This window comes from Janthinobacterium sp. J1-1, assembly GCF_030944405.1.
Lineage (GTDB): Bacteria > Pseudomonadota > Gammaproteobacteria > Burkholderiales > Burkholderiaceae_D > Janthinobacterium.
This window is the reverse complement of sequence record NZ_CP132339.1, coordinates 5,295,086-5,312,068: the sequence shown is the minus strand read 5'-3', so window position 1 is coordinate 5,312,068 and position 16,983 is coordinate 5,295,086. Positions and strand designations below refer to the sequence as shown.

The following is a 16,983-nucleotide window of genomic DNA, read 5'->3' as shown; positions in this document are numbered from 1 at the left end:
ACGGCGCACTGCGCCGTTTTTTTTGTTTGACTGAATTGAATCCGATTCCAGCATGGCCGCGTAAGTACTCCTGCAATCATGCACAGGCAGTCATCCAGGAGATCATCATGCGCACCTTTATTCCCGCAGTACTGTTCGCCACTTCCATGCTGGCCACCGGCGCCAGCTTCGCCGCCGACATGACCACCATGGTCGGTGGACAGAGCATGCTGCCATCCAAGGACATCGTCGACAACGCCGTCAATTCGGCCGATCACACCACCCTGGTGGCCGCCGTCAAGGCCGCCGGCCTGGTCGATACCTTGAAGGGCAAAGGCCCGTTCACGGTCTTCGCGCCGACCAACGCGGCGTTCGCCAAGCTGCCGGCCGGCACCGTCGAGACCCTGGTCAAGCCGGAGAGCAAAGAGACCCTGACCAAGATCCTGACCTACCACGTGGTACCCGGCAAATACGACTTCAAGGCGCTGGCGAAGGAAATCAAGATGCACAATGGTAAAGCGACCTTGCCGACCGCCAGCGGCGGCAAGCTGATGTTCGCCATGAACGGCATGCACAATATCGTCGTGATGGACGAAGCCGGCGGCACCGCCAATATCAGCACCTACGACGTCTACCAGTCGAATGGCGTGATCAATGTGATCGACACGGTGCTGATGCCGAAATAAACCGCCCCGTTCAATCCGCCGCCAGCAGCGCTTTCAGGATATCTTCCGAGCGCCGCTGGCCATACGGCTTGCCATAGGCGCTGGACGCCACCGCCACCACCATGCGGCGCGCCGGGATCACATAGATCTTGTTGCCGCCATTGCCCGACGCAAAAGACACCTTGACGTTTTCACCGGCGACGTCATACGTTTTGCCATACCAGAAATAGCCATAATGATCGGCGTAGCGGTCCACCTCGCCGATCGCCACGCGCGGCGCCAGCGCGGCTTGCAGCCAACTGCTCGCCAGCACGCGCTTGCCATCCACCACACCGTCGTCCAGCACCAGTTGCCCTATGCGTGCCATGTCGCGCGGCCTCAACGACAAATTACCCTGTCCCTTGGCGTGGCCTGCCACGTCGCGGCCCCATTGCCAGCGCGTGATGCCCAGCGGCGCGAACAGCACGCTGCCGGCAAAGGTGTCCAGTTCGACGCCGCTGGCGCGCTCCACCACGCGCCCGGCGATATACGCTCCCAGCGAGTTGTAGCGGTACAGCGTGCCCGCCGCGCCGGCTTTTGGCACGCCGCGCACAAAGGCGGTAGGGTCCGGCGCTTCGTCCAGCTTGTCCTCATTGCCCGGCGAGGCCGCATCCTCGTCAAACGCGGCCAAGCCCGAACGCATGGTCAGCAGATTGTCCAGCACCACCTGGCCGGCAGGGCTGCCGGCGACCTCCGGCCAGTACTGGCCGACGGTTCCCGTGGTCGCCAGCTGGCCACGCGCGACGGCGGCGCCCACCAGCAGCGCGGTGACGCTCTTGCCGGCCGAGCGCATGTCGTGCAGGCCGTTTTGTGCCTGGCCGTTGTAATAGCGTTCGGCCACCAGCGCGCCGTCGCGCAGCACCACCACCGCGCGCAGGTCGGCATGGCTGTCATGGTCAAATTCTTGCAGCACTTGCGCCAGTGAGGCGCCGGCGGCGCAGGGTGCATGCAAGGCGACAAGCAGTAACAGCGGCAGGGGCAAGCGGCGCATGGCGAACTTTCGTTACAAGGGCAAGGCCTGTAGTGTCGCTCATGCACGCTGGCTTGTGGTGAAGTTTGCACGAAGATATACAGCTGTCGTTGCGCTTATTGCGTTTATTGTGCTTTTCGTTTATTTCGATTAGACTTCGTATCTGGCATTAGATTAGTTTGGAGACCGTCATGACTACCGCAACCTTGGCCCGCACCGTTTTGCCTGATGAAAGGGCGATCAATGCGGCGATAGAGTCAGGCCGCCAGTTGGCAGCATTTATCTCGACAAAGTCGGAGACCCAGCGCATAGAGCTGATCGACGAGATGCAGCAGCGCGAAGTCATTGACATGCCGACGTTCGCCCTTCGTTTGCTTGGTGAAATTCTCAGCGAGCTGGCATTGGGCAATGCCGTCAAGGTCGTGCCCATTCATGCCGAGCTGACCACCCAGGAGGGTGCCGACATCCTCAACGTTTCACGGCCTCATCTGATAAAAATGCTGGATGAAGGAGCGTTACCGCATACTAAGACAGGCAGGCATCGCCGCATCAAGTTTGCCGACCTGATGCAGTACAAGGCGCTGCGTGAGCGAACCAGCCTGTCCGCCATGGATGAACTGGTGGCGCAGGCACAGGAACTGGAAATGGGATATGAATGAGGCAGTCCTCGTTCACGGCATTTTATGATGCCAATGTGCTCTATCCCGCGCCATTGAGGGATTTTTTGATGCATCTGGCGCTGACCGGTGCCTATCGGGCACGCTGGTCGGCGCAGGTGCATGATGAGTGGAAGCGCAATCTTCTGATCAATCGCCCGGACCTGACGCGCGAGCAGCTCGATCGCACGTCCTCGCTGATGGACAAGGCCGTGCCTGACGGTCTCGTCACCGACTATGAATCGTTGCTAGAAAGCCTTCAGTTACCGGACGCGGATGATCGCCACGTCCTCGCAGCCGCAATCAAGTGCAACGCTTCCGTTATCGTGACATTCAACCTCAAGGATTTCCCGAAAACCACACTGGCCCCGTTTAACATTGAGCCGCTACATCCCGATACCTTCATAGTGGATTTGTGGGATCTGGATCAGGCGGCAGTTCTCAAGGCCGCGCAGCGACAGCGGGCGGCGTTGAAAAAACCGCCTCACAATGCCAGGCTCTATCTCGACAAACTCCTGCAACAGAAACTTCCAGAAACCGTCAAACTGCTTGGCGGTTTCGAATTTCTGATCTGATATCGCGTGCACACGCGCATGCAAACGATGTCTTCGGAACGAAAAAAAGACAGCCGAAGCTGTCTTTCTGGCGCTACCTTATAGCGATTATTTTGCTGCGACTGGCGCTGCCGGTGCGGCTTCCACGGCTTTTTCATCAGCCTTGGCCTTTGCCTTGGCGGCCTTGTGGTGGGCCTTGGCTTTCTTGACCTTGGCATCGGCCTTGGCGCCAGCGACATCGGCTTTCGCATCGGCGGCGACTGCCGCTTCTTTCGCGTCGGCTTTCACGACTGCCTTGGTTTCCTTGGCTTCGGCCTTGGCCACTTCCTTGGTGTGGGTGGCTTCCGCCTTGGCCGGTGCTGGGGCTGCAGGGGCCTGGGCAAAAGCGGCGGTGGCGAAGACGGTGGCGATCAGGGCGGCGATGGTGTTTTTCATGTCAGTTCCTCAGTATGTGGGATGCGGTAAAAGCGATTGTTTTTCGTGCTTGTAATTACTTGGCGGGCGCCGCTTCGGCAGTGGCCGAGGCCAGCTTTTCATCGGCCTTGGCCTTGGTTTTCTTGGCCTTGTGATGCGCTTTGGCTTTGGTGGCGCTTGCATCGGCCTTGGCGCTGGCGACATCGGCGGTTGCAGCCACTTCGGTCTTGGCGACTTTCGCATCGGCTTTCACGGCGGCGGTCGCTTCCTTGGCGTCGGCCTTGGTGTGCGCCGCTTCGGCCTTGGCCGGTACTGAGGCTGCAGGCGCCGCAGGAGTCTGGGCAAAAGCTGCGGTAGCGAACAGGCCGGCGATCAGGGTAGCGCTCAGGTTGAAAATGCGTTTTTTCATGGTGCAGTCCTCAGTGGTGGTTTGTCTGTTGGTGCCGGGATGATTCCCGTGTCACTGAGGAGAAAACGCGCCCCGAAGCCTGGCCGTTGACGAGCATTACAATCACTTACAACTGGATCGTTTTCAGCGTGCGCGCGCGGCGCTTGCGCAGCCAGATGACCAGGCCCGTCGCGCTCAGCATCGCCACCAGCAGCCCCATCATGGAGATCATGATGCGTCCCGGCAGGCCGAGGATGCGGCCCGAATGCAGCGGGAATTGCGCTTGCAAAAAGATGTCGCCGGCACTGCCGGTGCCGGGAATCACGCCGCCGGCAGGGCTGCCGTCGCGGCCATCGAAATACAGCCAGGCATTGCCCAGGCCACCGTCGCCGTGGTCATTGTCCGCTTCGAAAAAGCCCACGCCATACAGGCCGTAGCTGGACGAATAAAACACGCCGCTGGCCGGCAAGGTCCAGCCCCGTCTTGCCGCTTCGGTTTTCGCCAGCGCCACCACCTGTTCGCGCGTCAGCAGCGGTTCGACCGGATTTTCCGGCGGCTGCGGCGTGCGGCTGTCGAACGCATTCGGACTGAGGGTAGAAAATTTGGCCACCAGCGGGCGCATTACCTGCGTCTGCAGGTTCATCGAGATCGAAGTCACGGCCAGGATCAGCAATAACAGCCAGAGCCACACGCCGCCCGAGCGGTGCAAATCAAAATTGAGCCGGTGCCCCCCTTGCCGCCAGCGAAAGGCCAGCGACTTGCGCCAGCTGCGAAGATTCGGGAACGACAGATACAGCGCGATAAAGCAGTCAACAAACCATACGATGCCGATAATGCCCATCAGCCAGACACCGAACTCGATGCCCCAGCCGTCGGGGATATGCATGGTGTAATGGAGCTTGTACAGGAAAGGCAGCAGGTTCTCGCGCGCCAGCGATACCTGGCCCCACTGGCGCGTGCCCTGCACGGTACCGGTAACAGGATCGACCGCTATCTGGTTGTAGCCCAGGTCATGGGGCTTGCCGGTGGCGGGATCGATCTTGCCTTCGACCGACATCAGCGCCGTATGACCCGGTTCCAACGCGGTCAGCGTGTAGTTGACGCGCACGCGCGGGTCTTGCGCTTCGACCTGCGATGCCAGCTCCAGGCCGGTGCGGGCGTGTGCATGTTCCGTGCCGCTGGCAGCATGGAACAGCTGCGGATTGAGCCAGGCGTCGAGTTCGTGATCCCACGAGATGACGGCGCCCGTCAGGCCCGAAATGAACAGGAACAGCGCCACCGCCAGGCCGAACCAGCGGTGCAGCAGGACCAGCAGTGGACGCAGCCGCATCGCCTAGTACTTCCAGCTCAGCGTCGCGCTGCCATTGCGGCCGGCCGCGTACAGAGACTGGTCCCAGTACAGGCTGGTAAGGTGCTTCTTGTCCGTCGCGTTGTTCAGGTTCAGCGACAGGCTGACATTTTTTGTCAGGTCGTAACTGGCCATCAGGCCCAGTTGCGCGTAGGCGCCCTGGCGCAGGTCGATCGTGTCGCCGACGGCCAGGTGGATATCGTCCTGCCAGGTCAGGTTGGCGCCCACCTTCAGTTTCGGCACGGCCGGTACCAGATAGGTGGTCGACACATGGAACTGCTTGCGCGGAATGAATGTGCGCGCGTCGTTGCCGTCATTGCCCTTGATGCGCAATTGCGCGTAGCCGGCGCTGGCTTGCCAGCCGTGTGCCACTTCGCCCGACGCTTCCAGTTCAAAGCCTGTCGACTCCGAATCCACGCCCTTGTAGATGGTCTTGAAGGTGGCGGTGGTGCCGGCCGCTTCGGCCAGGTTTTGCTGGCGAATCTTGAAAACGGCACCCGACAGGTTCAGGCGGCCGTCGAACAACTCTCCCTTCACCCCCAGCTCCAGGCTTTTGCCGGTGGCCGCCGCCAGGGTCTGGCCGTTGGCGTCGGTATCGCTTTGTGGATTGAAGATTTCCGCATAGCTGGCATAGGCCGACACATGGCGGTTGATGTCCTGCACCAGGCCCAGGTAGGGCGTGGTGTCGCTTTGCGAGGTCGACTTGCTCACGCCATAGGCTGCGCCCTTGCTGTCGACCTTGACGGTATTGACGCCGGCCAGCAGCTTGGTGCTGTCGGCCAGGTTGAAGCGGGCGGCGGCAAAGGCGTTCTTGCGCGTATCGCTGTAGGCGCTGCCGTCGGTCGACGCATCGAACGTGGGAATCGGATAGGAACCATCGAAGGCGGTGCCGTTCGGCAGCGCGGTGCCGATGCCCTGGCCATAGTAGGACACGTCATGCAGCTTTGACCTGGACCAGCTGGCGCCGAAAGTGAGGTCGTGCCGGCGGCCGGCCAGGTCGAATTTGCCGGTGGCGGAAATATCAAACAGGCTTTGTTCATTGCTCGAATTGTATTTGGACGGGTAGCTGTACAGCCCATCGCCGGTGGCGCGGTCCGGCGTGCCGTATACATAGAACAGCTGCGAGTTTGAGTTGGCCTTGGTGTAGGTCAGCGTGGATTTGACGCTCCAGTCGGGGTTGAAGCGGTGCGTCAGTTCCGCGAAGGTGCTGTTGGTTTCCGTGTTCCAGCGCGACCAGTCGGCCGAGGTCGAGGTCGAGATCGGGTAATTGGTCTGCGTGCCGTCGCTGTAGTACATCGGCAGCGCGCCCCACATGCCGCCCTTGGCCTTGGTCTTCTGGTAGGTATGCCCGGCGGTGAAGGTGGTGTCGTTCGCCAGCTTCGCTTCCACCACGGCGTAGGCCACGTCCTTGCCGGGCGAATAGCGGTCCAGCCAGGAGTCGCCTTCCTGGTGGGCGACGACGAAGCGGGCCGCTACCTTGCCGTCGGTGCTCAGGGGCGTCGACACGTCGGCGTCCAGACGGCGCGTGTTCCAGGAGCCGAGGGTCAGGGCAGCCGAGGCGGCCAGGCCTTCGGTGGGGCGCTTGCGCACGAAATTGATGGTGGCCGACGGGTTGCCGGTCGACGAGATCAGGCCATTGGCGCCGCGCACCACGTCGACCCGGTCATAGATGGCCGTATCGAGGCCGCCCATTACATTACCGAAAATAAAGGGGATGCCCACGCCGTCGTACTGGAAATTGGTGATGTCGTAGCCGCGCGCGGTGTAGTAGCTGCGGTCCGTTTCCACTTCTTCCACCGTCACGCCGGTGGTTTGCACCAGGACCTTGTTGACGCTGTCGAGCCTGAAATCATCCATCTGCGCGCGGGTGACCACCGACACCGATTGCGGCGTCTCGCGCAGCGACAGATCGAGCTTGCTGGCCGATGCGCTTCTGCGCGCCGTATAGGAATCCTCGTGGGCGCCGGTGACGGTAATGGTCGGCATGGTGCTGTCGTCGGCTGCTGCCTGCATATCGTCGGCGGCGTGGGACAGGCCGGCGCTCAGCGCCAGGGAAATGGCCAAGGCCAGCGGGCGCAGCGGCAGTGCGGACAAGTGGGATGCAATGGTACGGACTGGCATTGAAACAACTCCTGGCATCGTAATGAGAATGAGAATAGTTCTCAATTTTATGACGCCATGCATCGCCGTACAATTGCACCGCTCAGGAAATCGCCTTTCTTTTCGCATCTTTACGCGCTTTTACATTATTCGCTGATTCCCGCATGGCCGCATTCATGCCCGATTTGTCCCCGCTCATCCCATGGTCGCCAGGTGCCAGCTGCGGCGCGCTGGAATGATCATCCCTGAAAGAGTTGCTGGCGCAGCTCGATGCGGTGCAGGTCGCGCAAGTGCAAAATGTAGCGCCCATGTGCGAAAAGACAGCCGTAGCTGTCTTTTCGTGTACGGGAAGCCGGTAGTTATTTGGCGGCAGGTGCTTCAGCCACTGCGGAAGCTTTTTCTTCGGCAGCTTTGGCCTTGGTTTTCTTGGCTTTGTGATGGGCTTTTGCCTTGGCGGCGCCGGCATCTGCCTTGGCGCTGGCGACGTCAGCCTTGGCGTCGGCAACCGTCGCCGCTTCCTTGGCGTCGGCCTTGGCCACTGCCTTGGTTTCCTTGGCTTCCGCTTTCGTCACTTCCTTGGTGTGCTTGGCTTCGGCCTTGGCTGCCGCTGGGGCGGCCGGGGTCTGGGCAAAGGCTGCGGTAGCGAACAAGCCAGCGATGATGGTAGCAATAACTTTTTTCATGGTGCAGTTCCTCAAGAAGTGGGTGGTGTGCAGAAGATGTTTCCCCTGTCACTGAGCCAAAAACGCGCCTGGCGGCAACTTGGTTGACAGCCGATTACAAACACTTACAACTGGCGGTTTTCAATGGCCCGCCCGGCTCTGTTAGCTGGCGTACTGCGTGGGGCCGGGACGCCATCTAGACTAGGGACACGATCACAGCATGGGTTTGCCATGAAAGATGCCCTGAAAACCTATCAAGCCAAGCGCAACTTCGCCATCACGCCCGAGCCCGCCGGTGGTGGCGAGGCCGAGGGCGAACAGCTGAGCTTTGTGATCCAGAAACACTGGGCCAGCCGGTTGCATTACGATTTCCGGCTGGAACTCGATGGCACCATGAAAAGCTGGGCCGTGCCGAAAGGGCCCAGCTACGATAGTAAAGACAAGCGCATGGCGGTGCAGGTGGAGGACCACCCGATCTCGTATTCCAGCTTCGAAGGCACGATTCCGGAAAAACAATATGGCGCCGGCAAGGTCATTATCTGGGACAAGGGCACCTGGGAGCCGCAGGCGGCCACGCCGGACCCGCGCAAGGCGCTTGCGGCCGGCAACCTGAAATTCACCTTGCACGGCCACAAGATGCACGGCAACTGGGTGCTGGTGCGCATGAAGGGCAAGGGCGAAAAGCAGCCGGCCTGGCTGTTGATCAAGGAAAAGGACGATTACACGCGGCCCGCGCTGGAATACTCGGTGGTCGACGAATTGCCCGACAGCGTAAAAAGCAAGCCCATGCCCAAGCGCAAGAAGGCCACGGCCCAGCCAGCGGCGCCGGCCAGCGCGCTGCCGGCCACCTTGGCGCCGCAACTGGCGACCCTGGTCGATGCGCCGCCGACGGACGCCAAAGACTGGATCTTCGAGCTCAAGTTCGACGGCTACCGCATCCTGGCCCGGAGCGACGGCCAGCAGATTGCCCTGATCACGCGCAACGGCAACGACTGGACGCACAAGCTGCCCAAGCTGCAGCAGGCACTGGCCAAGCTGGGCTTGCCGCCTGGCTGGTATGACGGCGAGATCGTCGTCAATGGCAAGGATGGCCACCCGAGTTTCGGCGCCTTGCAACAGGCTTTCGACAAGGAGGCCACCAGCGATATCGCGTATTACCTGTTCGATGTGCCGTATTTCGATGGCCATGACTTGCGCGGCCAGCCGGTGGAGGCGCGCCGCGCGTTGTTGCGGCAACTGCTGGATCAATTGCCCACATCACCGCTGGTGCGTTTCAGCGATGAACTCGATGCCACGCCCGCGAAACTGCTGGCCACGGCCTGCAAGCTGGGCCTGGAAGGCGTGATCGGCAAGCGGCGCGGTTCGCGCTACACGGCGCGCCGCTCGAACGAGTGGATCAAGCTCAAGTGTGGCTTGCGCCAGGAATTCGTCATCGGCGGCTATACCGAGCCGCAGGGCGCGCGCAGCGGCATCGGCTCCTTGCTGCTGGGCACCCATGACAAGGACGGCAAGCTGCAGTACGCGGGCAATGTGGGCAGCGGCTTCGACCAGGATACCCTGCTCGATTTGCGCCGCCAGCTCGATGCCTTGACCGTCGATACCAGTCCCTATGCGGGCAAGGCGGGTGGCGTGCGCAAGGCGACTTGGGTCAAGCCGACCCTGGTGGCCGAGGTCAGCTTTGCCCAGTGGACCAGCGGCGGCGCCGTCCGCCATGCCGTATTTCATGGTCTGCGCACCGACAAGCCGGCCTCCGCCATCGTGCGTGAACGGCCGCAAACCGTCACTGCGAAAAAGGAACCATCCATGCCAGACGAAAAGCCATCCAGCATCTTGCCGGCCAGCCTGAAAATTACCAACCCTGACCGCGTGATCGACAAGGACAGCGGCGCCACCAAGATCGACCTGGTGCGCTACTACGCGCTGGTCGGCAAGCTGATGCTGCTGCATCTGCGGGGCCGGCCCGTGTCGCTGGTGCGCGCGCCATCGGGTGTCGGCGGCGAACTGTTTTTCCAGAAACATGCGGAAGTATCGAAAATGCCGGGCGTAAAACAGCTTGATGCCAAACTGGACCCGGAGCACCCGTCGATGCTGGAAGTGGCCAGCGCGCAAGGTTTGCTGTCGGCGGCACAATGGAATGTGGTCGAATTCCATACGCAAAATGCGCTGGCCAAGGCCTACGAGCTGCCCAACCGCATGGTATTCGACCTGGACCCTGGGAAGGGCGTGGGCTGGCCGGCGATCCAGGAGTCGGCCGTGCTGCTGCGCGCTTTCCTGACCGAACTGGGTTTGCCCGCCTTTTTGAAAACCAGTGGCGGCAAGGGGCTGCACGTGGTGGTGCCGATTCGGCCGAAACACGACTGGGATACCGTAAAAGCCTTCTCGCAGGCCATCGTCGCGCATATGGCCGAGCTGATCCCGAAACGTTTTGTCGTGAAAAGCGGGCCGGCCAACCGGGTCGGCAAGATCTTTATCGACTACCTGCGCAATGGCCGCGGCGCCACCACGGTGGCCGCCTGGTCGGTGCGCACGCGGCCGGGCCTGGGCATTTCCGTGCCGCTAGCATGGGAGGAACTCGACAAGCTGAAAGCGGCGGATCAATGGAATGTAAGCAATGTGCACAGCCGGCTGGATGTGGGCAATACGCCGTGGGACAGCTATGCGCGCAGCGCGAAGGGGATTGATGCTGCGATGAAAAAGTTGGGGTTTGAATTACCCCGTTAATGTCACGTAGATACTGTTATCCCCGTCAAGCGTTGTGCAAGGTTGGATCAAATATTTTTCCCGACCTGAGCACGCCGAATGCCACGTGCACCAGCTTGCGCATCATGGCGCCGATGATCAGTTTCGGTGCCTTGCCGGCAGCGCTGAGCCGCTGGCCAAAGCGCTGACCCCATGGTGTCCTGTATACGGTCACCATGGCTGGCATGTACAGCGCCTTTCGCAGGAAACTGTGACCAATCTTCGACATGCGTGGCTTGCCACGTACGCTCGATCCTGACTCGTGCTGGCGCGGGTCGAGTCCCGCAAACGCCACGGCTTGCTTGGCGTTGTCGAAGCGCTCGGTATCGGCATAGTACGACAGCAACACTGGTATCGTGCGCTCACCCAGACCAGGGATGCTGTCGAGCAGCTCGCGCTTATCGCGTAAATCCGGATCATCGTCGATATGGCGCTTGATGGCGCGAATGAGTTCCTTGATTTCTTTGTCGAGCCAGGCAATGTGATCCTCGATACCCTGGCGTACCGCTTCTCGCGCGACGTCGAGCCGATTCGTTTCCTGCAACCGCATCGCTTGCACCGCTTCGAGGCGCAGCACCAAGGCGCGCAGTGCCTGCGCGGCGGGCGACGGCGCTGTCCACGGCTGCGGTTGGCGCTCATGGGCAAAGTCGGCAATCAACTGCGCGTCGACCTTGTCGGTCTTGGTGCGTACCATGCGCGAGGCGCCAAAGGCCTTCATCTGTGCCGGATTGATGACACTGACCACCATGCCAAGTCCGGCCAGATATTCGGCAACCCCTTCCCAGTAAGTGCCAGTCGCTTCCATACATACTCTCGGGTTGCCGGCATCATGCTTGAGCAGCCATTCGCTCAGTGCAGCAAATCCTTTGTGATTGTTCTCTACTACCTTGTTACGGTGCTTGCCATTGGGCAGGCGCAGTGCGCAGTCCAGCTTGGCCTTGGCAACGTCGATTCCTAAATTAAACATGCTGTGGTCCTCTTGCGATCTACCTTGTGAATGCGGGCTACCGGCGTGCCGGTGCCAAAGATACTGTCCGATCTTGACATGGAGGGTGGGTAACTGGTGCGAGATCTACATCGCTGGCTTTGAGCCTAAGGGCGGATACGGCATCCAGTTACCCGGTCTTGATATGCCTACCAAGAATTTTGACAGCGGCCGATGTTGTTCGCAACACCACCAACCGCATGAGAGGAATAATACAAGGTCGGATTAGCGCTACGCGCGTAATCCGACAATACCAGCGACGCCAACAATGTTGTCGGGTTACGCGCTTGCGCGCTAACCCGACCTACGCTCGACCCACGTTCACCATCACGCGGCCTTGCGTTTCGCCGCCGGTTTGCGCGCCGCCTTGACCGGCGCCTTCTTCCCCAAACTCTGCTGCAGTAACGCCACCAGGTCGATCACATTGTCGGGCTTTTCCTGTTCCTCGGCCTCCGGCTCGGGCGCGGTAATGGTCTTGGTCTGTTTCGCCTTGATCTTTTTCCTGACCAGCGCCAGCACGTCGTCGCGGTAGGTGTCCTTGTATTGCTCGGGCTGCCATTCCTCGCTCATGCCTTCGACCAGTGACAGCGCCATCTTGAGTTCCTTGTCGGAAATGCCGGCCGCCTTCAGGGTGCTGCCGGGCAGCTCAAGATCGTCCATTTCGCGGAGCTCATCGGCAAAGCGCAAGGTATTGAGCACGATGGCCTTGTCGATGCACACCAGCGCGCACAGGTGCTGGCGCGTGCGGATCACCACGTTGGCGATACCGATCTTGCCCGATTTGCGCAAGGTTTCGCGCAGCAGGGCATAGACTTTCTCGCCGCCCTTGCCGGGCAGCAAATAATACGGATGCTCGTAATAGGTCAGCGGCACGTCGCCCGCATCGACAAAAGTCAATATGTCGATGGTTTGCGTGGCCTTCACGTTGGCGCGTTTCAGGTCTTCGTCGGACAGCACCACGTATTCGTCGGGCTTGTATTCATAACCCTTGATGATGTCGTCCCACACCACTTCCTTGCCCGTCTGCTTGTTGTAACGCTTGAAGCCGATGGGCGCAAAGTCGCGCCGGTCCAGCATGGACAGGTCGAGTTCGTGATCCTTGCTGCCCGAGATCAGCTCGACGGGGATATGCACGAGGCCGAAGCTGATCGCACCCTTCCACAAGGCTCTAGGCATGGTCTGGTTTCTTTCTATTCGCCCACGCTGCCGGTCACGGGCAGCACGATGCCGGTGATATAGCTGGAGCAGGCAGGGGAGGCCAGGAACACATAGGCCGGCGACAATTCTTCCGGCTGGGCCGGGCGGTGCATGTCGGTATCGGCGCCGAATTTGGTGATTTCTTCCGGGGACTTGTCGGCCGGGTTCAATGGCGTCCACACCGGGCCGGGCGCAACGGCGTTCACGCGGATGCCCTTTTCCAGCAAGTTGCCGGCCAGCGCCATGGTGAACGCATGAATCGCGCCCTTGGTGGTGGAATAGTCGAGCAGGTTTTTCGAGCCTTTCAGACCCGTCACCGATCCCGTATTGATGATGGACGCGCCTTTTTTCAGGTGTGGCAGCACCGCCTTCGCCATATGGAAGTAGCCGTACACATTGGTCTTCATGGTCAGATCGAAGCGTTCTTCGGACAGGTCGAGCAAGGACTCCGCATGTTCCTGGAAGGCCGCGTTATTGACCAGCACATCGATATGGTTGAACTTGGCCATTACCTGGCTGACGGCTTCCTGGCAGAAACGCTGCTCGCGCACGTCGCCGGGGATCAGCAGGCAGCTCTGGCCTTCCGCTTCCACATAGCGCTTGGTTTCGTTGGCGTCTTCGTGTTCATTCAAATAAATAATGGCGACATCGGCGCCTTCGCGTGCATACAGCACGGCCACGGCGCGGCCGATGCCCGAATCGCCGCCCGTGATGATGGCGACCATGCCGGCCAGCTTGCCGCTGCCGCAATAGTCGGGCGCCAGGAAACGCGGTTTCAACTGCATCTGCGCTTCGATGCCGGGCTTGTCCAGGTGCTGCGAGGGCAGGGGCGTGCCCGGCTGGGTGCGGTTGCCGGTCTGCACGGCGTCCTTTTTCTCCGGTGCATCGGGTTTGGCGGCATCGCGCGCATCCTGTTCCTGCTGGATGCTGCGCTGCAAATTGCCGGTCGACTGGTTCTGGTTATCGCTCATGCTGACCTCCATGTTGGCTAACTTTCAGTATCGAGGCAGTGGCGAGGCGATACGGTGCGCTTGCTAACAGAGTGGAAAAATCCGCCGCAAAGATATATGATGAGCATAATTATTGTAGGAGGCGGCATGAAAGTGAGCAGAGAACAGGCGGCGCTGAACCGCGAGCGCATCGTCGAAGTGGCGGCGAAGTTGTTTCGCGAAAAGGGTTATGACGGCATCGGCGTGGCCGATTTGATGAAAAACGCGGGCCTGACGCACGGCGGCTTCTATGGCCATTTTGCGTCCAAGGAAGACTTGATGATCGAGGCCAGCGAACTGGCGCTGAAAAAATCGCTGGCCGGCTGGCAGGGCAAGACCTTGCCGGACATCGTGGATTCTTATCTGACCACGCGCCACCGCGACGCGCCCGGCGGCGGTTGCCCGGCGGCAGCCATGGGCCAGGACGTGGCACGCATGCAGCCCGGTGCTCAGCCGGCCTTTACGCAAGCGACCAAAAAACAGTTCGAGCTGCTGGCCGGCCTGCTGCCGGACGGCGCGCCCGAAGAACGGCGCCAACAGGCGATTGCCACCTTTTCCGCCATGGTGGGCGCCATGGTGCTGGCGCGCACCGTCGATGACGCGGCGCTGTCGGCCGAGATACTCGATGCGGTCAAGGCGCAACTGCTGGCCTGATCGGGCTTGATTGCGCGCTGTTCCCCTGTCAGCCGGCCTCGTCGCATGATAGGCTTCGGTTTTCAGATTTTGGGATCGCATCATGCTGCTCTGGCTCAGGCAATACCGGCGTCCTCTGTTGGCGGGGGACATAACCGCCGGTATCGTGGTGGCCATGATGATGGTGCCGCAAGGCATGGCCTATGCGCTGGTGGCCGGCCTGCCGCCCGTGGTCGGCATCTACGCCAGCATCTTGCCGCCCGTGCTGTACGCCCTGTTCGGCAGCAGCATGACGCAATCGGTGGGGCCGATGGCCATCGTCTCGCTGATGACGGCCGCCGCGCTGGCGCCACTGGCCGACCCTGGCTCCACCCTGTATATCGTGCTGGCCGCACAACTGGCGTTTATCAGCGGCATCGTGCTGCTGCTGTGCGGCGTGCTGCGCCTGGGCTTCATGGCCAACTTTTTGTCGCGCCCGGTGATCAGCGGCTTCAGCAATGGCGCCTCCATTCTCATCATGTGGGGCCAGGTCACGCCGCTGATGGGCGCCACCTGGCCGCACTGGCACGGCCCCAGCCTGGCGCTGGGCTTGGCCAGCCTGGTCTGCCTGTGGCTGGCCAGGCGCTATCTGTCACGCTTGCTGCAACATTGCGGCTTGGGCAGGACGGCCGCCGATGTGGGCGCGCGCCTGGCGCCGATGCTGCTGGTGATCACGGGTATCTTGCTGGTGACCTATGGCGGCCTGGGTAGTATGGGCGTGCAGGTGACCGGCCATGTACCGAGCGGCTTGCCGGGCCTGAACCTGGCCACGTCAAGCGCCCACTGGCGCACTTTGCTATCGCCGGCGCTGTTGATCGCCTTTATCATTTTCCTGATGAGCATGTCGGCCGCCCAGACACTGGCGCAAAAGCGCGGCGAAAAACTGCATACCAACCGCGAACTGCTGGGCCTGGGCGCGGCCAATGTCGCCAGCGCCTTGTCCGGCGGCTTTCCCGTCACCGGCTCCATCTCGCGCTCGGCCGTCAATTTCCAGGCCGGCGCCAACACGCCGCTGGCCAGCATCATCACGGCGGGTTTGCTGGCGCTGGCGCTGGTGGCGCCTACAGGCTGGCTGGCGCTGCTGCCGCTGCCGGTGCTGGCCGCCACCATCATCTTTGCGGTGGCCAACCTGATCGACTGGGACACCCTGCGCATGGCCTGGCGCTACGACCGCAGCGATGCGCTGGCCCTGCTCGCCACCACCGCCGGCGTGCTGGTGCTGGGCGTGGAGGCGGGCGTGGTGATCGGCGTATTGCTGTCGATGGGCACCCTGATCTGGCGCGCCAGCCGGCCCCATATCGCGGTGCTGGGGCGTATCCCGAACAGTGAGCACTTCCGTAATGTCGAACGCTACGAAGCGCACACCGTACCCGACCTGCTGTTGCTGCGCATCGACGCCGGCCTGTTCTTCGGCAACGTCGAAGCCGTTACCGAACGTATCGAAGAAGAGCTGCGCGGCCACCCGACGGCGCGCCACCTGGTGCTGGTGCTGTCGGCCGTCAACCAGATCGACAGCACGGCCTTGCTGGGCTTGATCGAGCTGAACAACACCCTGACCAAGCGCGGCATCAGCCTGAACCTGGCCGAAGTCAAAGGCCCTGTGATGGACCGCCTGCGCCAGAGCAGCCTGCTGAAAGAGCTGAGCGGCAAGCTCTACCTGAGCACCGCGCTGGCGACGGCGGACCTGAGCGGAGGCAAGGCATGATAATGGAACTCAATCTGCACGGCGAAACCGTTGCCATCGCTACGCTGGCACACTTGCAGCAAGCGCTGGCCCGCGCGCAGTCGCTGGCGCAATGCGAATTGTGGCTGACCATGGCCGAGGACGCGGAGCAAGGCCCAGCCCTGTGCATGCTGAAGAATGGCGCCAGCGCCTGGCTGATGTATTTGTCCGGCCAGGATGACGCCAGTTTTCATTCCTTGGGAGATGAAGAGGAAGAGGGCGAGTGCAGCTACTGGCTGGCCAATGGCCAGGTCGATGTGTATCCCGCCGCGTGGTGTGTCGATGTTGCGCTATGCCACCGGGCAATGGCGGCGTTTTTCACGACCGGCGGCACCAGGCCCGTTGCGGTCGAATGGCAGCCCGACTGATGGCTGTCAGTTGATAGGTAAAACCTTTTCCATCGCCACGCTGGCCAGCATCAGGCCGCTGGGGTGCGCATACGCCTCCTCGCGCAGCGCCATAAACCCCGCCGCCTGGTAAAACGGCACCGCATTCATCGACGCCGAAAAATGCAGCCGGGCCATGCCATGCTCGCGTGCCAGACTCTCCAGTGCCGCCAGCAGCCGCTTGCCGATGCCCAGCCCGCCCTGGGCAGGATCGACAAACACGGCATCCACCTCATGCTTGTCGAGGTCCAGCATGGCATAACCGGCAATCCCCCCATCATGCACGGCAACAATCCCGCCACCGGCAGCCAACAGGCCGGCATAGCCAGCCGGCACCGGCGAGGCGCTCCAGACGGCGATCTGTTCGGAGGAATAATGCGTGGCGCAACTGATGCGCACGGCCAACGTGCGCAATGCCCACAGGGCGTCGATATCAAGCGGCAGGGCAGGGCGCAATTCGATCATGGTGAATGTCCGGCAAAAAGCCCATGCTAGCAGTAAAACATGGCGTCCCGCC

17 protein-coding genes are annotated in these 16,983 nt (G+C 61.4%); 7 read left to right on the top strand and 10 right to left on the bottom strand.

All coding sequences use genetic code 11. From position 1 onward, the window contains the following. Nucleotides 1-107 precede the first annotated feature (107 nt). On the top strand, nucleotides 108-665 hold the full coding sequence (locus Q8L25_RS24305; RefSeq protein WP_308921852.1) for a fasciclin domain-containing protein: 558 nt from the start codon (nucleotides 108-110) through the stop codon (nucleotides 663-665). A gap of 10 nt (nucleotides 666-675) precedes the next feature. On the opposite strand, the gene Q8L25_RS24300 is transcribed toward Q8L25_RS24305, so the two are convergent. After that, on the bottom strand, nucleotides 676-1,674 hold the full coding sequence (locus Q8L25_RS24300; protein WP_308921851.1) for a serine hydrolase: 999 nt from the start codon (nucleotides 1,672-1,674) through the stop codon (nucleotides 676-678). A gap of 170 nt (nucleotides 1,675-1,844) precedes the next feature. Here Q8L25_RS24300 and Q8L25_RS24295 point away from each other — a divergent pair, with 170 nt between their 5' ends. Next, complete coding sequence (locus tag Q8L25_RS24295; RefSeq protein ID WP_308921850.1) at nucleotides 1,845-2,312, top strand: helix-turn-helix domain-containing protein; 468 nt, start codon at nucleotides 1,845-1,847, stop codon at nucleotides 2,310-2,312. Then, nucleotides 2,309-2,884 carry a PIN domain-containing protein gene (locus tag Q8L25_RS24290; RefSeq protein ID WP_308921849.1) on the top strand — a complete coding sequence of 192 codons (576 nt, stop codon included), beginning with the start codon at nucleotides 2,309-2,311 and terminating at the stop codon, nucleotides 2,882-2,884. The genes Q8L25_RS24295 and Q8L25_RS24290 overlap by 4 nt, the downstream gene beginning before the upstream one ends. An 87-nt stretch (nucleotides 2,885-2,971) precedes the next feature. Here Q8L25_RS24290 and Q8L25_RS24285 read toward each other — a convergent pair whose 3' ends face one another. The 5 genes from Q8L25_RS24285 to Q8L25_RS24265 form a co-directional block, all read right to left on the bottom strand. Further along, nucleotides 2,972-3,298 (bottom strand): hypothetical protein, encoded by a 327-nt coding sequence (locus tag Q8L25_RS24285; RefSeq protein ID WP_308921848.1) that lies wholly within the window; start codon nucleotides 3,296-3,298, stop codon nucleotides 2,972-2,974. Nucleotides 3,299-3,353: 55 nt separating this feature from the next. Next, nucleotides 3,354-3,686, bottom strand: coding sequence for a hypothetical protein (locus Q8L25_RS24280; RefSeq protein ID WP_308921847.1), 333 nt, complete (start codon nucleotides 3,684-3,686; stop codon nucleotides 3,354-3,356). 106 nt (nucleotides 3,687-3,792) lie between these two features. Beyond that, nucleotides 3,793-4,989 carry a PepSY-associated TM helix domain-containing protein gene (locus Q8L25_RS24275; RefSeq protein WP_308925789.1) on the bottom strand — a complete coding sequence of 399 codons (1,197 nt, stop codon included), beginning with the start codon at nucleotides 4,987-4,989 and terminating at the stop codon, nucleotides 3,793-3,795. A gap of 9 nt (nucleotides 4,990-4,998) precedes the next feature. Then, nucleotides 4,999-7,134, bottom strand: a complete 2,136-nt coding sequence (locus tag Q8L25_RS24270; RefSeq protein ID WP_308921846.1) for a TonB-dependent siderophore receptor — start codon at nucleotides 7,132-7,134, stop codon at nucleotides 4,999-5,001. A gap of 338 nt (nucleotides 7,135-7,472) precedes the next feature. Further along, nucleotides 7,473-7,796, bottom strand: a complete 324-nt coding sequence (locus Q8L25_RS24265; RefSeq protein ID WP_308921845.1) for a hypothetical protein — start codon at nucleotides 7,794-7,796, stop codon at nucleotides 7,473-7,475. A 210-nt stretch (nucleotides 7,797-8,006) separates the two neighbouring features. Between Q8L25_RS24265 and ligD the strand changes: the two genes are divergently transcribed. After that, nucleotides 8,007-10,496, top strand: a complete 2,490-nt coding sequence (gene ligD, locus Q8L25_RS24260; protein ID WP_308921844.1) for a DNA ligase D — start codon at nucleotides 8,007-8,009, stop codon at nucleotides 10,494-10,496. Between the two features lie 25 nt (nucleotides 10,497-10,521). Here ligD and Q8L25_RS24255 read toward each other — a convergent pair whose 3' ends face one another. The 3 genes from Q8L25_RS24255 to Q8L25_RS24245 form a co-directional block, all read right to left on the bottom strand. Further along, a complete protein-coding gene (locus tag Q8L25_RS24255; protein ID WP_308921843.1) occupies nucleotides 10,522-11,481 on the bottom strand; it encodes an IS110 family transposase in 960 nt (319 codons plus the stop codon). A 345-nt stretch (nucleotides 11,482-11,826) separates the two neighbouring features. After that, nucleotides 11,827-12,675 carry a Ku protein gene (locus Q8L25_RS24250; RefSeq protein WP_308921842.1) on the bottom strand — a complete coding sequence of 283 codons (849 nt, stop codon included), beginning with the start codon at nucleotides 12,673-12,675 and terminating at the stop codon, nucleotides 11,827-11,829. Nucleotides 12,676-12,689: 14 nt separating this feature from the next. Next, nucleotides 12,690-13,667 carry an SDR family oxidoreductase gene (locus tag Q8L25_RS24245; RefSeq protein ID WP_308921841.1) on the bottom strand — a complete coding sequence of 326 codons (978 nt, stop codon included), beginning with the start codon at nucleotides 13,665-13,667 and terminating at the stop codon, nucleotides 12,690-12,692. Between the two features lie 126 nt (nucleotides 13,668-13,793). Here Q8L25_RS24245 and Q8L25_RS24240 point away from each other — a divergent pair, with 126 nt between their 5' ends. The 3 genes from Q8L25_RS24240 to Q8L25_RS24230 all read left to right on the top strand — a co-directional run bounded on the left by Q8L25_RS24240 (nucleotide 13,794) and on the right by Q8L25_RS24230 (nucleotide 16,448). Further along, the gene (locus Q8L25_RS24240; RefSeq protein WP_308921840.1) at nucleotides 13,794-14,339 is read left to right on the top strand and encodes a TetR/AcrR family transcriptional regulator; all 546 of its coding nucleotides are present in this window, start codon (nucleotides 13,794-13,796) and stop codon (nucleotides 14,337-14,339) included. Nucleotides 14,340-14,421: 82 nt separating this feature from the next. Further along, nucleotides 14,422-16,062: a sulfate permease gene (locus Q8L25_RS24235; protein WP_308921839.1), complete on the top strand. Its 1,641-nt coding sequence runs from the start codon at nucleotides 14,422-14,424 to the stop codon at nucleotides 16,060-16,062. Nucleotides 16,063-16,064: 2 nt separating this feature from the next. Continuing rightward, entirely contained in the window at nucleotides 16,065-16,448 is a 384-nt protein-coding gene (locus Q8L25_RS24230; protein WP_308921838.1) for an Imm1 family immunity protein, read from the top strand. 6 nt (nucleotides 16,449-16,454) lie between these two features. On the opposite strand, the gene Q8L25_RS24225 is transcribed toward Q8L25_RS24230, so the two are convergent. Then, nucleotides 16,455-16,931 (bottom strand): GNAT family N-acetyltransferase, encoded by a 477-nt coding sequence (locus tag Q8L25_RS24225; RefSeq protein WP_308921837.1) that lies wholly within the window; start codon nucleotides 16,929-16,931, stop codon nucleotides 16,455-16,457. Nucleotides 16,932-16,983: the final 52 nt, after the last annotated feature.

Excerpts from the sequence above, each read along its gene's own strand:
- Q8L25_RS24305 (WP_308921852.1), top strand. The coding sequence starts at position 108 with ATGCGCACCTTTATTCCCGCAGTACTGTTCGCCACTTCCATGCTGGCC.
- Q8L25_RS24300 (WP_308921851.1), bottom strand. The coding sequence starts at position 1,674 with ATGCGCCGCTTGCCCCTGCCGCTGTTACTGCTTGTCGCCTTGCATGCA.
- Q8L25_RS24295 (WP_308921850.1), top strand. The coding sequence starts at position 1,845 with ATGACTACCGCAACCTTGGCCCGCACCGTTTTGCCTGATGAAAGGGCG.
- Q8L25_RS24290 (WP_308921849.1), top strand. The coding sequence starts at position 2,309 with ATGAGGCAGTCCTCGTTCACGGCATTTTATGATGCCAATGTGCTCTAT.
- Q8L25_RS24285 (WP_308921848.1), bottom strand. The coding sequence starts at position 3,298 with ATGAAAAACACCATCGCCGCCCTGATCGCCACCGTCTTCGCCACCGCC.
- Q8L25_RS24280 (WP_308921847.1), bottom strand. The coding sequence starts at position 3,686 with ATGAAAAAACGCATTTTCAACCTGAGCGCTACCCTGATCGCCGGCCTG.
- Q8L25_RS24270 (WP_308921846.1), bottom strand. The coding sequence starts at position 7,134 with ATGCCAGTCCGTACCATTGCATCCCACTTGTCCGCACTGCCGCTGCGC.
- Q8L25_RS24265 (WP_308921845.1), bottom strand. The coding sequence starts at position 7,796 with ATGAAAAAAGTTATTGCTACCATCATCGCTGGCTTGTTCGCTACCGCA.
- ligD (WP_308921844.1), top strand. The coding sequence starts at position 8,007 with ATGAAAGATGCCCTGAAAACCTATCAAGCCAAGCGCAACTTCGCCATC.
- Q8L25_RS24255 (WP_308921843.1), bottom strand. The coding sequence starts at position 11,481 with ATGTTTAATTTAGGAATCGACGTTGCCAAGGCCAAGCTGGACTGCGCA.
- Q8L25_RS24250 (WP_308921842.1), bottom strand. The coding sequence starts at position 12,675 with ATGCCTAGAGCCTTGTGGAAGGGTGCGATCAGCTTCGGCCTCGTGCAT.
- Q8L25_RS24245 (WP_308921841.1), bottom strand. The coding sequence starts at position 13,667 with ATGAGCGATAACCAGAACCAGTCGACCGGCAATTTGCAGCGCAGCATC.
- Q8L25_RS24240 (WP_308921840.1), top strand. The coding sequence starts at position 13,794 with ATGAAAGTGAGCAGAGAACAGGCGGCGCTGAACCGCGAGCGCATCGTC.
- Q8L25_RS24235 (WP_308921839.1), top strand. The coding sequence starts at position 14,422 with ATGCTGCTCTGGCTCAGGCAATACCGGCGTCCTCTGTTGGCGGGGGAC.
- Q8L25_RS24230 (WP_308921838.1), top strand. The coding sequence starts at position 16,065 with ATGGAACTCAATCTGCACGGCGAAACCGTTGCCATCGCTACGCTGGCA.
- Q8L25_RS24225 (WP_308921837.1), bottom strand. The coding sequence starts at position 16,931 with ATGATCGAATTGCGCCCTGCCCTGCCGCTTGATATCGACGCCCTGTGG.